The sequence below is a fragment of the Pseudomonas fontis genome, from assembly GCF_028656955.1.
Taxonomy (GTDB): Bacteria; Pseudomonadota; Gammaproteobacteria; order Pseudomonadales; family Pseudomonadaceae; genus Aquipseudomonas; species Aquipseudomonas fontis.
Genome location: NZ_JAMDGY010000053.1, coordinates 48,899 through 63,805 on the forward strand (window position 1 = coordinate 48,899; position 14,907 = coordinate 63,805).

The window sequence follows — 14,907 nt, forward strand, 5'->3', positions numbered from 1 at the left end:
CGGTTGTTGCCCGGGTATTACTTGTTGTCGCGGATCGAGAAGTTGGCCATGTGCTCAAGGCCTTTGATCAACGCCGAGTGGTCCCAGTTGGCGCCGCCGATGGCTGCGCAGGTGCTGAACACCTGTTGCGCGTTGGCGGTGTTGGGCAGGTTGATGTTCAGTTCCTTGGCGCCTTGCAGGGCCAGGTTCAGGTCCTTCTGGTGCAGGCTGATGCGGAAGCCTGGGTCGAAGGTGCCCTTGATCATGCGCTCGCCGTGCACTTCGAGGATCTTCGAAGAGGCGAAGCCGCCCATCAGTGCTTCACGCACCTTGGCTGGGTCTGCGCCGTTCTTGGCAGCAAACAGCAGGGCTTCAGCAACGGCCTGGATGTTCAGGGCGACGATGATCTGGTTGGCAACCTTGGCAGTCTGGCCGTCGCCGCTGCCGCCGACGCGGGTGATGTTCTTGCCCATGACCTGGAACAGCGGCAGTGCGCGTTCGAAGGCATTCGGGCAGCCGCCGACCATGATGCTCAGGGTTGCAGCCTTGGCACCGACTTCGCCGCCGGAGACTGGCGCGTCGAGGTAGGTAGCGCCGGTCGCCTTGATTTTCTCGGCGAAAGCCTTGGTGGCGGTAGGGGAGATCGAGCTCATGTCGATCACGACTTTGTTCGGGCCAACACCGTGGGCAACGCCGTTCTCACCGAACAGGACCGCGTCGACCTGGGGGGTATCGGGCACCATGATGATGATGAATTCAGCTTCCTGGGCCACTTCTTTCGCGTTGGCCAGGGCCACCGCGCCGGCGGCGACCAGGTCGGCTGGAGCTGCGTCGTGGTGGGTGGTCAGGAACAGGCTGTGACCTGCTTTTTGCAGGTTCTGGGCCATTGGAAGACCCATGATGCCGGTGCCGATAAATCCGATTTTAGCCATGAGAGTTGCCTCTTGTAATTGTTGATTCTCGGCTGGCTTGCCGTAGCCCCCTGTGGGAGCTGGCCTTGCCAGCGATGGGAACAATGCGGTGTGTCAGGAAGGGCCTCATCGCTGGCAAGGCCAGCTCCCACAAAGGGACCGTGAGGCCGTCGGCGACTCAGATTGCGTTGTGCGTCTTCAGCCAGCCCAAGCCTGCTTCGGTGGTGGTCAGCGGCTTGTACTCGCAGCCCACCCAGCCCTGGTAGCCGATGCGGTCCAGGTGTTCGAACAGGAAGCGGTAGTTGATCTCGCCAGTACCCGGCTCGTTGCGGCCCGGGTTGTCGGCCAGCTGGATGTGGTTGATCTTGGCCAGGTTGCCTTCCATGGTGCGGGCCAGGTCGCCCTCCATGATCTGCATGTGGTAGATGTCGTATTGCAGGAACAGGTTGCTGCTGCCCACCTCGGCCTGGATCTCCAGCGCCTGCTGGGTGGTGTTCAGGTAGAAACCGGGAATGTCACGGGTGTTGATCATTTCCATGACCAGCTTGATCCCGGCAGCCTGCAGTTTCTCGGCAGCGAATTTCAGGTTGTCGACGAAGGTCTTGCGCACGCTGGCGCAGTCCGGGCCTTGTGGACGAATACCGGCCAGGCAGTTGACCTGGGTGTTGCCCAGTACCTGGGCATAGGCGATGGCCAGGTCTACGCCAGCGCGGAATTCCTCGACACGTGCCGGGTCGCAGGCGATGCCGCGATCACCCTTGGCCCAGTCGCCGGCCGGCAGGTTGAACAGCACCTGGGTCAGGCCGTGGCTGTCGAGTTGCTGCTTGATTTCAGCCGAGCTGAAATCGTACGGGAAGAGGTACTCGACCCCGCTGAAGCCGGCATCGGCAGCAGCCTTGAAACGGGCGAGGAAGTCCTGCTCGGTGAACAGCATGGACAGGTTGGCGGCGAAACGTGGCATGGTTGTCTCCTTGCAAAAGTGGGCCCTGCGCGCAGTGGCGCAGGGCCGCTACAACGATCAGTCGAGCATCGAAATCGCGGTTGGCGCGTCGTCGCCGACCAGGGCCAGGTCTTCGAATTCGTTGACCGCGTTGATTTCGGTACCCATGGAAATGTTGGTGACGCGCTCGAGGATGACCTCGACCACTACCGGCACCTTGAACTCTTCCGCCATTTGCTGGGCCTTGCGCAGGGCCGGCTGGATTTCAGCTGGATCAAATACGCGCAGTGCCTTGCAACCCAGGCCTTCAACGACCGCGACGTGGTCTACGCCGTAGCCTTTGAGTTCTGGAGCGTTGATGTTCTCGAACGCCAGTTGCACACAGTAGTCCATCTCGAAACCACGTTGCGCCTGACGGATCAGCCCCAGGTAGGAGTTGTTCACCACGACGTGGATGTACGGCAGGTTGAACTGCGCACCAACGGCCAGTTCTTCGATCATGAACTGGAAGTCATAGTCGCCCGACAGCGCAACCACTTTGCGCGACGGATCGGCCTTGACCACGCCCAGTGCTGCCGGGATGGTCCAGCCCAGTGGGCCGGCCTGGCCGCAGTTGATCCAGTGACGTGGCTTGTACACGTGGAGGAATTGCGCGCCGGCGATCTGCGACAGGCCGATGGTGCTGACGTAGCAGGTGTCCTTGCCGAACACCTGGTTCATTTCCTGGTACACGCGCTGTGGCTTGACCGGGATGTTGTCGAAGTGGGTCTTGCGCTGCAGGCTGGCTTTACGCTGCTGGCAGTCTTTGAGCCACTCGCCACGGCACTTCAGCTTGCCGGCGGCTTTCCACTCGCGGGCCACTTCGAGGAAGGTGTCCAGCGCAGCGCCTGCGTCGGAAACGATGCCCAGGTCCGGGGTGAACACACGACCGATCTGGGTCGGCTCGATGTCGACGTGAATGAAGCGACGGCCTTCGGTGTAGACGTCGACCGAACCGGTGTGACGGTTGGCCCAACGGTTACCGATACCCAGCACCACGTCGGACTTGAGCATGGTGGCGTTGCCGTAGCGGTGCGAGGTCTGCAGACCGACCATGCCGACCATCAGCGGGTGATCGTCCGGGATGATGCCCCAGCCCATCAGGGTCGGTACCACCGGGATACCGGTCAGTTCGGCGAACTCGACCAGTTTCTCGCAGGCGTCGGCGTTGATGATGCCGCCACCGGCTACCAGCAGCGGGCGATCAGCCGAGTCGAGCATGGCCAGGGCTTTTTCGACCTGGATGCGGTTGGCCGCAGGCTTTTGCACCGGCAGCGGCTGGTAGGCGTCGATGTCGAATTCGATTTCAGCCATCTGCACGTCGAACGGCAGGTCGATCAGCACAGGGCCTGGGCGGCCGGAGCGCATTTCGTAGAAGGCTTTCTGGAAGGCGTACGGCACCTGGCCCGGTTCCAGGACGGTGGTTGCCCACTTGGTCACTGGCTTGACGATGCTGGTGATGTCGACGGCCTGGAAATCTTCCTTGTGCATGCGAGCACGCGGCGCCTGGCCGGTGATGCACAGGATCGGGATGGAGTCGGCGGAGGCGCTGTACAGCCCGGTGACCATGTCGGTGCCCGCAGGGCCCGAGGTGCCGATGCACACGCCGATGTTGCCGGCCTTGGTACGGGTGTAGCCCTCGGCCATGTGCGAGGCGCCTTCAACGTGACGAGCGAGGACGTGATCGATGCCGCCGACTTTTTTCAAGGCCGAATACAGCGGGTTGATCGCAGCTCCCGGGATGCCAAACGCGGTGTCAACACCTTCGCGGCGCATCACCAGAACGGCTGCATCGATTGCTCTCATTTTGCTCATGGTTTTGTGCCTCTTTGATTTTGTAATTGTATACAAATAGCTTTTCGCCAGAGTGTATTCACGGCAGGCGACTCTGGTCAATCCATTTTCATCGGCTGCCGGTGCATTCGTCGAAACGCCATTAAAAACGGTGTTTGGTCTGAATTGAATCAGATGGCCGAAATTATTGTATACAAAAATAATCACCATTGTGTTCTATTTGTCGTATTGAATTTTCACCTGCCCACCTGGGCTTCTAACAACAAGAGGACCTTTCCATGAACGCTTTGAGCTTGAAAGTGGCTGTCAATCTGGTGAATGGCGCCATTGCTGCGGGGCGCAAGATTTCTGCGGCGCCGCTGACGGTGGTGGTGCTGGACGCCGGTGGTCACCTGGTGACCTTGCAGCGCGAGGACGGCGCCAGCCTGCTGCGTCCGCAAGTGGCGATGGGCAAGGCCTGGGGTGCGATTGCCCTGGGCAAGGGCTCGCGCCTGCTGGCGCTGGACGCGCAGCAGCGCCCGGCATTCTTTGCCGCGCTCAATGGCCTGGGCCAGAGCCCGATCGTGCCGGCGCCGGGTGGCGTGCTGATTCGTGACGAGAAGGGTGTGGTGCTGGGGGCGATCGGTATCAGTGGCGATACGTCGGATATCGACGAGCAGTGCGCGATCAGTGCGATCGAGGAAGCGGGGTTGACGGCTGATGCGGGTGTAGCAGCCTAAATCGCTATCGCCGGCAAGGCCGGCTCCCACAGAAACCGTGGGAGCCGGCCTTGCCGGCGATGCTCTTCAGCAGCAGTCAGGCATCCGGTGCACAGCCCTTGAGCACCAGGCGGATGATGGTCTGCGCCGCCGCCTCATAATCCGCGTCATCCAGCTTGGCCTTCCCGGTCACTACCGAAATCTGCCAGTCAAAGTCCGCGTAGGTCTGCGTCGCCGCCCAGATGCTGAACATCAGGTGATGCGGGTCGACCGCCGCCATCTGCCCGCGATCAATCCAGCCTTGAATGCACTCGATGTTGTGCCGCGCCTGCTCGTTCAGCGTGCGTACCTGGCTTGGGCTCAGGTGCGGCGCACCGTGCATGATTTCGCTGGCAAATACCTTCGACGCAAACGGTAAATCGCGGGAGATGCGTACTTTGGCGCGAATATATGCACTGAGCACGTCATCAGGCTCGCCGTCGGCATTGAACGGCGTCGAAGCCTGCATGATCGGCTCGATGATGCTTTCCAGGACCTCGCGGTAGAGGTTTTCCTTGGACTTGAAATAGTAGTAGACGTTGGGCTTGGGCAAACCGGCCTTGGCGGCGATGTCGCTGGTCTTGGTGGCGGCGAAGCCCTTGTCGGCGAACTCTTCGCTGGCGGCCCGCAGGATCAGTTCTTTGTTGCGCTCGCGGATGGTGCTCATGGACCGGGAAACTCCTTGCCGGAAACGGCGGTGGGGCATGGTAGCACCGGCGCCGAAGAAGGCTCAAGAATGCTGCTCCAGGCCCCTGCGGGCGCGGGCTGGCCGACGTTGTCAGGCGCCAGCCGGCCCGCTTCAGCCGAGGGCTTAGAAGTCCACGGTAGCGGACAGCTCGAAGGTGCGCGGGGCACCCAGGCCAAGGCTGGCGGTCAGCGGTACGCCCCAGTAGTCCTTGTTGGTCAGGTTGGAGACGTTGGCCCGCAGGGTCACCGGGCGGCTTGCTACCTGGGTGGCGAAGCGTGCGCCGACGTCGAAGATCGTGTAACCGGGGATCGACAGGCTGTTGTCGGCACTGATGTACTGCTTGGAGAGCGAGGTGGCGTTGGCGGTCAGCGTCAAGCCGTCGACCACGGGGGTGTCCCATTCCACGCCGAGCTTGCCTTGCAGTTTGGGATAGGCGGTGGCGGTCTTGCCTTCGTTGACACCGCCTGCGGTCTTGGTCAGCTTGGGGTCGACATAGGCAATGCCGCCCATCAGGCGCAGATCGATCAGCGGTGAGCCGAAGAAGCCCCATTCCACGCCACGGTTACGCTGCTCTCCACCAAACGAGAAGATGTTGGTGGCCGGGTCGGTGTAGCTGCTTGGACGCTTGATTTCGTACAGCGCCAGGGTATGGGTGAACGTACCCAGGTCCAGCTTCAGGCCGACTTCCTTCTGCTTGGATTTGAACGGTTCGAACACCGTGCCGGCGTTGGCGGCGCTGACAGGCGCCGTGGCACCCTTGCTCAGGCCCTCGATGTAGTTGGCATAGAGCGAAAGGTTGTCGGTGAGCTTGAACAGTATTGCGCCCGAAGGGGTGGTGGCGTGGGTGTCGTAGTTGGGCTTGTTGCGCGCGCCGGTCCCGGTGTTGAAGGTGTCGGTGACCACTTCCTGGCGACGTACGCCGAGGGTCAGTTGCAGGCGGTTGTCGAACATCGACAGGGTGTCGGCGATGCCGTAGCTCTTCAGGTCGTTTTCCGTGTGGATGATCAGCGGCCAGGCTTCCGCCGCCTTGGGGCCCCAGACCGGATGGTAGATGTTGGTGGTCCAGTTCGCGCCGGGTACCGACCTGCGGCCCCAGTCCTTTTCCTTGTCGGAGTACTGGGTGGCGTTCACCGACCATTGATGGTTGATGCCGAACGTGTCGAAGTGGCCGCGCAGGCCTACCTCTGCGGAGGTCTTCTCGATCTCGAACTTCAGCTGGCCCATGGTGGTGGTGAAGTCACCGGCGTTGTTGATCAGCGTGGCAGACAGCGCACCGCTGTACTTGTAGTTGGTCTTGCTGGTGCCGATGGCCGCATAGGCCATCAGTTGATCGTTCAGGTCATATTCGCCGCGCAGGATCGCGCCTTTGTCCTTGCTCTCGACGTAGGCCCAGTCGGGGTTGAGCAAGGTGTCGGCTTTCGGTGGCTTGGGTATCGCGACGCCGGCAGCCAGGCCGATGCCGCGGTTCTGTCCCTTGATGTAGTCGTCGCTGTCGAACAGGTCGAGGGACAGGCGCGCGCGCTCGCCACGCCAGTCCAGGGCCAATGAGGTGAGCCCGTTGCGCCGGCTCTGGTGGTCGATGGCCGCGTCACCATCACGGTAGACACCGTTGAAGCGCACGCCGAACTGGTTGTCTTCACCAAAGCGTCGGCCGATGTCCAGGTGCCCACCGAACTGTGAGTCGGACTCGTAGATGCCGGTCAGGCGCGTCAGCGGCGTATCACCGGCACGTTTGGGAATCAGGTTGACCGTTCCTCCCACCGAACCACCCGGCGGCATGCCGTTGAGCAGCGCCGAAGGGCCCTTGAGCACTTCAATGCGTTCGTACATTTCCGGGGATGCCCGGTAGAAGGGCGCCATGCCGTACAGGCCATCGACGGTCATGTCGCTGACGCTGGAGGAGAAACCGCGAATCGAGTAGTTCTCGCTGTACGTGCCGCTCAGGCCGTTGCTGAACACCGAGGGGTCGGTGGCGGCGATCACGTCGGTGATGTCTTTGGCTTGCAGGTCCTGGATGTATTTTTCCGTGTAGCTGATGGTGCTGAACGGCGTCTCCATGATGTCCTTGTTGCCCAGCAACCCGACCCGGCCCCCGGTCGCAACCTGGCCGCCGGCGTACTCGGGCGGCAGGTTGTCGGCGGGCAGGTGGGTGCCTTCGACCGTGGTTTCCGAGAGCACCAGGCTCTCGCTGGCCGCCTCGGCTTTGGCCGGTTCAGCCTGTTCGGTCTGCGCGTCGGGTTGCGCTGCGGTCACGGCCATGGACACGCCGCCCAGGCCGAGCAGCAATGCCATGTTTACGGCGGTGAAGGTGCGGTTCAATGCGAATTGCGGCGCCTGCGACAAGGCTGGGTTGAAGCGCCGTGGCTTACAGCGTTCCGACATGCTGGATTCCTTTCGATTCGGAGACTAGTGAGGGGGATTCACTAGGTATTCCGAACCAGAGTCACAAATCCTCAGTGAAAATCATTAGCATTTGTAAAAAGGCCAGTACCGCGATGGCACTGGCCGTTGATCTGGCACCCACAGCGATGGCGAATCAGCCCTGATAGCCCTGCACCACTTCATCCGCCATGCGGTTCAGGCAGGTCACGCTGGCGGTGCACAGGTACCAGGTCTGGGCATCGACGAAGATCACCCGGCCGTTGCTCCAGGCCTTGGTCTTGCGCAGCAGGGGGTTGTCCAGGCTGTCGAGGTTGAGCGCCGGGCGCCGCTCCATGACCGCCGTGCGGTCGATGACATAGAGAATGTCGGGGTCGGCCTGCTGGATGAATTCATTGGAAATCGGCTGGCCATGCAAGCCGGCCTCGATATCGGTGCTGGCCGGCTTCACGCCCAGGGTGTCGAAGATGAAGCCATAGCGCGACTTCACGCCATAGGAGGTGAACGCGCCGTTGTTGTGCAGCACGATCAACGCTTTTTCAGGGCGGCCTTCGGTCACCTTGCGGGTCTGTTCGACCTTGGCGTCCATCTGCGCGACTTTCTCGCGGGCCAGGTCTTCCTTGCCGAAAATCCGCCCGAGGGTGGTCAGGTGGGTTTTCGCCGCATCGATGAAGTTGCCCTGCTTGTTGCTCAGGTCGACATCGTCGTACACGGTGGGGGCGATCTGGCTCAGCTCGGCATAGCTCTGCGCCTGCAAGGGCGAGATCAGGATCAGGTCGGGCTTGAGCGCATGCAGCCGTTCGAGGTTGGGCTGGATGGTGGTGCCGACATCGGCCACGTTCGGGTCGTCGCGGTACTTGATCAGGAAGTCGGCCACGTAGTCCTTGGCCATGCCCACCACTGGAGCCCCCAGTTGGTCGAGGCTGTCCAGCTCGCTCATGTCGAACGCCACCACCCGCTCAGGCAACTTGTTGATCGCCGTGGTGCCCAGTGGGTGCTCGATCTTGATCGGGGTGTAGGGCGCAGCTACCGGGACGGTTGCGGCTGTCGCGGTGGCTTCGCTCGCCGGTTTGTCACAGCCTTGCAGCGCGGTGGCCATGGTGATTGCCAGCAGCACGCCGGTAATCGTGTTCAGCTTTCCAGCACTCATATCAGTTCCCTTGACGTTGATGGGTTGAAGTAGTTGCAGACGAAACCCTGCTCACTGCGCAGGATCTCGAAATCCAGGTCGAACAGGTCGCGCAGGCACGCCTCGTTGACCACCTGCGCCACCGGCCCATGGCAATGCACGGCGCCGCGCTTCATGGCGACGATATGGTCGGAATAGTTGGCGGCGAAGTTGATGTCGTGGACCACCAGGATCACCGTGCGGCCCTGCTCGTCGCATAGGCGACGCAGGGCGCGCATGATCAGCACGGCGTGCTTCATGTCGAGGTTGTTGAGCGGCTCATCCAGCAGCAGGTAGTCGGTTTGCTGGGCGATGGTCATGGCCAGGAACGCCATCTGCCGCTGCCCGCCACTGAGCTCGTCGATGTAGGACAGGCGCAGCGCCTGCAGCGACAAAAAAGTGATGGCCTCATCGATGGCCTGGTGATCGGCGGCGGTCAGGTTGCCCCGGCTGTAGGGAAAGCGGCCGAACGCGACCAACTCCTCGACGGTCAGGCGCAGGTTGAATTCCGGGGCCTGGCGCAGGGTGGCGACCTGCTTGGCGTAGTCGCGGATCGGAATCGAGGCAATGCTGCGCCCGCCAAGCTTGAGCTCGCCGCGTGTCGGCGCCTGCAAGCGTGCGATCAGCATCAGCAGGGTGGTCTTGCCCGCGCCGTTGGGGCCGATCAATGACGTCACCTGCCCCGGCGGGAACTCGATGCTGACATCGTTCAGCACCTGCTGGTTGCCGTAGGCCTTGTAGACATGGCTAAGGGAGATCATGCGCTGCCTCGTGTGCGAACCATCAGCGTGAGGAAGTACACGCCACAGACCAGGTTGATCAGAATGCTGACGGAGGTGTTGTAGTTGAACAGTTGCTCGACCAGGTACTGGGCGATGATTAACAGGGCGATGGCAATCGCGCTGGCCATGGGCAGGGTGACGCGGTGCCGGTTGGTGCGGGCCAGTGCATAGGTGATGTTGGCGACGAACACGCCCATGAACGCGGTCGGCCCGACCAGGCTGGTGGAGACCGCCACCAGCACGGCAATCAGCGCCAATTGCAGGCTGACGCTGCGCAGGTAGTCGACCCCCAGGGAAATCGCCTGGTCACGCCCCAGCGACAGCACGTCGAGCAGCGGCAGGGTGCGCTGCACCAGCAGGCAAACCAGCGCCACCAGCAGCCCCGAATAGATCACCTGCGCCGGCTGCGCCTTGTTGAACGAGGCGTAGTTGAAGCCTTGCAGGATCGAGAATTCGCCGGGGCTGATCTTCAGCTGGATGAACTGGGTGAAGGTCGCCATGACCATGCTCAGTACCAGCCCCAGCAGCAACAGCATGTACACGTTGTTGCGACCGTTGCGAAACAGCCAGCGGTGGATCAGCCAGGAATAGCCGAGCATCAGCAGGATCGACAGCAGCACATTGCCGTGGCGCCCCAGCAGCACCAGGCTCTGGGTGCCCAGCAGCAGGATCAGCAGTGCCTGGAACAACAGGTAGATGGCCTCATAACCCATGATGGCCGGGGTCAGGATGCGGTTGCCGGCGATGGTCTGGAAAATCACCGAGGCATAGGCGATGCACACCCCGGCAATGCCGATGGCCGCCAGGCGGGTCAGCCGCTTGGGGATCACGTAGGCGAAGTCCAGGCCCGAGCCCAGCAGCAGGAAGCCTAGCGCCAGGGCCAGCACCAGCAGCCAGACGCCGTAACGGGCAAGTAGGCGGCTCATGTGTACTTCCTGATCAGCAGCACGAGGAACACCACGCCACCCACGCTGCCGGCGGTGAGGCCGATGGGCACTTCGAACGGGTAGATCAACAGGCGCCCGAGGATGTCGCAGGCCAGCAGCAGCGATGCCCCGTACAGGGCCACGATGGGCAGGGTGCGCTCGAGGTTTTCGCCGTAGTACATCGCCACCAGGTTGGGCACCACCAGCCCGACAAACGGGATCGCGCCCACGGTGATCACCGTGGCGGAGACGGTCACCGCCACCAGCATCAGGCCCAGCGTCGCATTGGCCGTGTAGTTCAGGCCCAGGCTGCTGGCCATGCCTTCACCCATGGCCAGCACGGTGAAACGCTGGGCGAACAGGTAGGTCAGCACCACGATCGGCAGGATCAGGTAGATGATTTCGTAGTTGCCCTGGACGATCTTGGAAAAGTCCCCCAGCAACCAGCCCTGCATGCTTTGCAGGAAGTTGTGGCGGTAGGCGTAGAACTCGGCGATGGCGCTCAGCACACTGCCATACATCAGGCCCACCACCGGCACCAGCACGATGCTCTTGAACTTGATGTGGCGGATGATGGCCACGTACAGCAGGCTGGCGACAAAGCAGAAGGCCAGGGCAAACAGCATCTTGCCCACGGTGCCGATCGACGGGACCACGGTCAGCGATATGAGGATGCCCAACTTGGCTGCATCCAGCCCGCCGGAAGTGGCCGGCTCGACAAAACGGTTGCGCACGATCTGCTGCAGGATCACTCCGCACATCGCCAGGCCCACGCCCGTCAGCACCAGTGCCGCCAGGCGCGGCAGGCGGCTGGCGGTGAGGGTCAGCCAGGCATCGTCGGAGAAACTCAGCAGTGCGCTCCAGGACACCTGCTTGACCCCGACCATCAGTGACAGGCAACAGAGCAGCAGAAACAGCAGGGGCAGGGCGGCGCGTCTCAAACACTGCCCTCGCTGGCCGGCTCGCCTGCAATCCGCCAGCCCTTGGCGGCGCGCCGCTGGGCGAGGAAGTGGGCGTACAGGCCGGGTTGTTCACTCAGTTGTGCTGGCGAGCCGTGTTCGCTGACCTGGCCGTTGTCGAGCACCACGATCTGGTCGGCCATGGCGACCGTCGACAACTGGTGGGCAATCACGATCAGCGTGCGCTTGCCGCGCAAACGCGCCAGCGCCTCGGCAATCGCCGCCTGGTTTTCGGCATCGAGTGCGGCGGTGGCCTCGTCGACCAGCAGGATCGGTGCATCCTTGATCAGCGCCCGGGCAATCGAGATGCGCTGGCGTTCGCCACCGGAAAGCCGCGTGCCGCCTTCGCCGACCGGGGTGTCCAGCCCTTGCGGCAGGCGCTCGATGATTTCCACCACGCCGGCCTGGCGTGCAGCTTCCATGACTTCGGCATCCGTGGCGTCGGCTTTGCCGATGCGGATGTTGTCGGCGATGCTGCCCTGGAACAGGTAGGCGTCCTGGAATATCTGGCTGATCTGCGCCGCCAGTTGGCCGCTGGACATCTGCCGCACATCCACGCCACCGACCAGGACGCTGCCCTGGCTGGCATCGAAGAACCGCGCAATCAGCCGCACCAGGGTGGTCTTGCCCGAGCCGGACGCACCGACCAACGCGGTCATGCTGCCCGGGGCAATCTGCAGGCTGACCTTGTGCAGTACATCGGGTTGGTCGGTCTCGTAGCGCAAGCTCACGTCGCGCAGCTCAACCGCACCATCACTCGGTGCCTGCGGGTTGCGCGGCTGCGGCAATGGCTGCACGGCAAACAGTTCGCGTACCACTGCCAGTTGGCTGCGGGCGTTGCGCAGCACCTCGCTGTAGCTGGCCACCTCCAGCAGCGGGTCGACAAAGCGGCTGACCAGCAGCAACGCGAGCATGACCGCGACCACGGAACCTGCCGGCAGTTGGCTGCCGGTCAAGTCCCCCAGCCACAGCGCAGCGGCGATCAGCAGCGCGGCGAACGCGGCCTGCACCGCCCAGGTGTTGAACACCACCGACATCGCCGAAACATGAATCAGGTGCCGCGCCGACTGCTGCTGGCGGGTGATCGCCTGTTCAAGGAAGCGCGTGCCGCCGTCTTCGCCATTGAACGCCCGCAGCACCGACTGCGCCTGGGCGAACTCGACCATGCGCCGGCTGGTATGTGCGGTGTCGCTGTTGAAACGTTCGTCGGCATGCTGGCCGAGGCGGGCGGTGAGCACGAACACGGCGAACAGGACTGGCAGGGTCAGCAGGGCGATCAAGCCCATGTGAATATTGAGGGTGAACAACGCCGCGACCACCACCACGGGAGTGACCACGCCGGTAATCACTGGGGTGAAGACGTGGGCGGGCAGCTGCGCCAGGGCCATCATTCCTTGCGAGGTGACATGGCTCAGGCGTGCGGTGTTGTGTGCGTTGAACCACCCCATCGGCAGCTGCGCGACATGATCACCCAGGCGATGACGGCCACGTTGCAGCACTGCGATGCCAACGCGAATGCCGGCTTTTTCAACCGTGCGCCGCAGCGCCCAGCACAGCAGCACGCCGACCAGCAGCACGGCCAGCCATTGCCAGGCAGTACGCAGGTCTTCGGCCAGCAGGCTGTTGAAGACCGGCATCAGGGTGATGATGGTCAGCCCGCAGAGCACGCCATAGACCAGGGTCATGATGAGGTAGCGGTGCAGTACGGGCGCGTCGTCGCCCAGCAGTTGGATAAAGGTTTTCAGCATGGTGATTGCGCCTTTTCCTTGGCCTGTTGATAACCGCCCAGTGCCCACAGCCGGGCGTACTGGCCGTTGCGCGCGAGCAATTGGGCGTGGTTGCCTTGTTCGCGGATGCTGCCGTTGTCGATCAGGATGATCTGGTCGGCGTGCATCACCGTGTCCAGGCGGTGGGCGATTACCAGCAGGGTGCGGCCACGGGCAAAGCGCGACAGGGCGTGCTGGATCTGCACCTCGTTTTGCGCATCGGCAGCGGCGGTGGCTTCGTCCAGTACCAGGATGGGCGGGTCGAGCAGCACTGCACGGGCGATGCTCACGCGTTGCAGTTCACCGCCGGAGAGCTGCGCGTCTTCACCGATGACCGAGTCATAGCCGCGAGGCAGGGCGAGGATGCGCTGGTGAATGTTGGCGGTACGTGCCGCTGCCTCGATTTCTTCCTGGCTGGCGCCGGGGCGGCCCAGGGCGATGTTGTCGCGCAGGCTGGCATGGATCAGGCGAACCTCCTGCAACACGAAGCCGATATGTCGGTACAACTGCGCGGTATCGAGCTGGCGCAGGTCGACACCGCCCAGGGTGATGCGCCCGGCGCTCGGGTCGAAGAAGCGCAACAACAGCCGGGCCAGGGTCGACTTGCCGGCACCGGATGCGCCGACAATCGCCGTGACGGTGCCGGGCTTGAGGGTGAAGCTGACGTCGTCGAGCACGCGGGTTTCGCCGTCGTAGCTGTAGCTCAGGTGCTCGACGCGCACTTGCGCGTTTTGCGCCAAGAGCGGGGCGGTACCGGCGAGGTTTTCCAGCACGGGCGTATGCAGCAGGGTGTGTACGCGCTGGGCTGCGCCGGTGGCGTTGTGCAGATCGTGGGTGATGTAGCTCATCAGCAACAGCGGGGCGCACATGCCCGGCGCGACCAGGGCGAACGGCAGTATTTGCAACGGGGTGATCCAGCCCAGGCTGACGAACAGCGTGCCAAATGCCAGGACGATGCCGAGTACCGCCACCGGGGTTATCAGGGCATGGGCGTTGGCCATTGCGCTGACCAGCGGCCGGGTGAAATCGGTGAACGCTGCCGCGAAGGCATCGACGGCTTCGCGGTAGCTGCCATGGGCCTTGCCCTCGACGCCAAAGGCCTTGACCACCGGGATACCGTTGACGAACTCGACCACGGCATTGTTGATCCGCGCCATGCCGGCACCGAAGGCCTGCATGTTCGCGCTGCTGGCTTTGGTGGCCCGCGCTACGAACAGGAAGAACAGCGGGAAGGGCAGCAGCGAGACGATTGCCATGCGCCAGTCCATGGCGAACAGGTACAGCACGGCAATCAGCGCCGCGCCGACGGTGCGGCCCAGGGTGGTGTAGAAATGCGCGGTCAGGCTGTGCAAGGTATTGATGTCTTCCTGCATGGCTTGCTTGACCTCGCCGGAGGCCCTGCTGGTAAACCAGCCCAGTGGCACCTTGGCCAGCCGCCGGGTAATCGCCAGGCGCAGGTGGCCGGTGATGCGGTTGTCGGCCAGGTGGGCAATCATCTCGCCCAGCGAGATCAGGATCATCCCCAGGAACAGGCAGCCCAGGCTGACGCCGAGTACCTGCCAGACCTGGCCGCCGATCTGCGCCCAGTTGCCGACCGCATCACCCTGGCTCAACGCAAGCTGGGCGATGTGGGCGATGCCAGCCAGCGGCACCATGGTCAGCATGCTGCCCAGGGCGGCGAGCGTGCCGGCGCCGATCAGGCGCCCGCGGATCGGCTGCAATACCTGGGATACCGTGCCGCTGGCGGTGGCCTTGGCCTCGTTGACGCTCATTGAACCTCCTCAGTAGCTGCTGCAGGCAGCGCCTTGGCGTGCCTGGTGTCCTTTGCGTGTGGGCGGA

12 protein-coding genes are annotated in these 14,907 nt (G+C 63.0%); 1 reads left to right on the top strand and 11 read right to left on the bottom strand.

Features of this window, described 5'->3' with window-relative positions; translation table 11 throughout:
* Window positions 1-17: 17 nt before the first annotated feature.
* The 3 genes from M5G11_RS17045 to gcl all read right to left on the bottom strand — a co-directional run bounded on the left by M5G11_RS17045 (window position 18) and on the right by gcl (window position 3,684).
* A complete protein-coding gene (locus M5G11_RS17045; RefSeq protein WP_420793828.1) occupies window positions 18-995 on the bottom strand; it encodes a 2-hydroxy-3-oxopropionate reductase in 978 nt (325 codons plus the stop codon).
* A gap of 73 nt (window positions 996-1,068) precedes the next feature.
* Window positions 1,069-1,851, bottom strand: a complete 783-nt coding sequence (gene hyi / locus M5G11_RS17050) for a hydroxypyruvate isomerase (RefSeq protein WP_273911728.1) — start codon at window positions 1,849-1,851, stop codon at window positions 1,069-1,071.
* 57 nt (window positions 1,852-1,908) lie between these two features.
* Window positions 1,909-3,684, bottom strand: a complete 1,776-nt coding sequence (gene gcl, locus M5G11_RS17055) for a glyoxylate carboligase (RefSeq protein ID WP_273911729.1) — start codon at window positions 3,682-3,684, stop codon at window positions 1,909-1,911.
* 257 nt (window positions 3,685-3,941) lie between these two features.
* Between gcl and M5G11_RS17060 the strand changes: the two genes are divergently transcribed.
* The gene (locus tag M5G11_RS17060; protein WP_273911730.1) at window positions 3,942-4,382 is read left to right on the top strand and encodes a GlcG/HbpS family heme-binding protein; all 441 of its coding nucleotides are present in this window, start codon (window positions 3,942-3,944) and stop codon (window positions 4,380-4,382) included.
* 76 nt (window positions 4,383-4,458) lie between these two features.
* Here M5G11_RS17060 and M5G11_RS17065 read toward each other — a convergent pair whose 3' ends face one another.
* From M5G11_RS17065 to M5G11_RS17100, 8 genes are all read right to left on the bottom strand, one after another.
* Window positions 4,459-5,067, bottom strand: coding sequence for a TetR/AcrR family transcriptional regulator (locus M5G11_RS17065; RefSeq protein ID WP_273911731.1), 609 nt, complete (start codon window positions 5,065-5,067; stop codon window positions 4,459-4,461).
* A 144-nt stretch (window positions 5,068-5,211) separates the two neighbouring features.
* Window positions 5,212-7,470, bottom strand: coding sequence for a TonB-dependent receptor (locus tag M5G11_RS17070; RefSeq protein ID WP_273911732.1), 2,259 nt, complete (start codon window positions 7,468-7,470; stop codon window positions 5,212-5,214).
* A 154-nt stretch (window positions 7,471-7,624) separates the two neighbouring features.
* Window positions 7,625-8,617 (bottom strand): siderophore ABC transporter substrate-binding protein, encoded by a 993-nt coding sequence (locus M5G11_RS17075; RefSeq protein ID WP_273911733.1) that lies wholly within the window; start codon window positions 8,615-8,617, stop codon window positions 7,625-7,627.
* The gene (locus M5G11_RS17080) at window positions 8,614-9,396 is read right to left on the bottom strand and encodes an iron ABC transporter ATP-binding protein (protein ID WP_273911734.1); all 783 of its coding nucleotides are present in this window, start codon (window positions 9,394-9,396) and stop codon (window positions 8,614-8,616) included. Before M5G11_RS17080 ends, M5G11_RS17075 begins: the two co-directional genes overlap by 4 nt.
* A complete protein-coding gene (locus M5G11_RS17085; RefSeq protein WP_273911735.1) occupies window positions 9,393-10,343 on the bottom strand; it encodes an iron chelate uptake ABC transporter family permease subunit in 951 nt (316 codons plus the stop codon). The genes M5G11_RS17080 and M5G11_RS17085 overlap by 4 nt, the downstream gene beginning before the upstream one ends.
* Window positions 10,340-11,284 carry an ABC transporter permease gene (locus M5G11_RS17090; RefSeq protein WP_273911736.1) on the bottom strand — a complete coding sequence of 315 codons (945 nt, stop codon included), beginning with the start codon at window positions 11,282-11,284 and terminating at the stop codon, window positions 10,340-10,342. Before M5G11_RS17090 ends, M5G11_RS17085 begins: the two co-directional genes overlap by 4 nt.
* Complete coding sequence (locus M5G11_RS17095; RefSeq protein WP_273911737.1) at window positions 11,281-13,050, bottom strand: ABC transporter ATP-binding protein; 1,770 nt, start codon at window positions 13,048-13,050, stop codon at window positions 11,281-11,283. The genes M5G11_RS17090 and M5G11_RS17095 overlap by 4 nt, the downstream gene beginning before the upstream one ends.
* Window positions 13,044-14,840 (bottom strand): ABC transporter ATP-binding protein, encoded by a 1,797-nt coding sequence (locus M5G11_RS17100; protein ID WP_273911738.1) that lies wholly within the window; start codon window positions 14,838-14,840, stop codon window positions 13,044-13,046. Before M5G11_RS17100 ends, M5G11_RS17095 begins: the two co-directional genes overlap by 7 nt.
* Window positions 14,841-14,907: the final 67 nt, after the last annotated feature.

Bases quoted from the DNA above. Each gene is read 5' to 3' on its own strand.
- hyi (WP_273911728.1), bottom strand. From the start codon at position 1,851: ATGCCACGTTTCGCCGCCAACCTGTCCATGCTGTTCACCGAGCAGGAC.
- gcl (WP_273911729.1), bottom strand. From the start codon at position 3,684: ATGAGCAAAATGAGAGCAATCGATGCAGCCGTTCTGGTGATGCGCCGC.
- M5G11_RS17060 (WP_273911730.1), top strand. From the start codon at position 3,942: ATGAACGCTTTGAGCTTGAAAGTGGCTGTCAATCTGGTGAATGGCGCC.
- M5G11_RS17065 (WP_273911731.1), bottom strand. From the start codon at position 5,067: ATGAGCACCATCCGCGAGCGCAACAAAGAACTGATCCTGCGGGCCGCC.
- M5G11_RS17070 (WP_273911732.1), bottom strand. From the start codon at position 7,470: ATGTCGGAACGCTGTAAGCCACGGCGCTTCAACCCAGCCTTGTCGCAG.
- M5G11_RS17075 (WP_273911733.1), bottom strand. From the start codon at position 8,617: ATGAGTGCTGGAAAGCTGAACACGATTACCGGCGTGCTGCTGGCAATC.
- M5G11_RS17080 (WP_273911734.1), bottom strand. From the start codon at position 9,396: ATGATCTCCCTTAGCCATGTCTACAAGGCCTACGGCAACCAGCAGGTG.
- M5G11_RS17085 (WP_273911735.1), bottom strand. From the start codon at position 10,343: ATGAGCCGCCTACTTGCCCGTTACGGCGTCTGGCTGCTGGTGCTGGCC.
- M5G11_RS17095 (WP_273911737.1), bottom strand. From the start codon at position 13,050: ATGCTGAAAACCTTTATCCAACTGCTGGGCGACGACGCGCCCGTACTG.
- M5G11_RS17100 (WP_273911738.1), bottom strand. From the start codon at position 14,840: ATGAGCGTCAACGAGGCCAAGGCCACCGCCAGCGGCACGGTATCCCAG.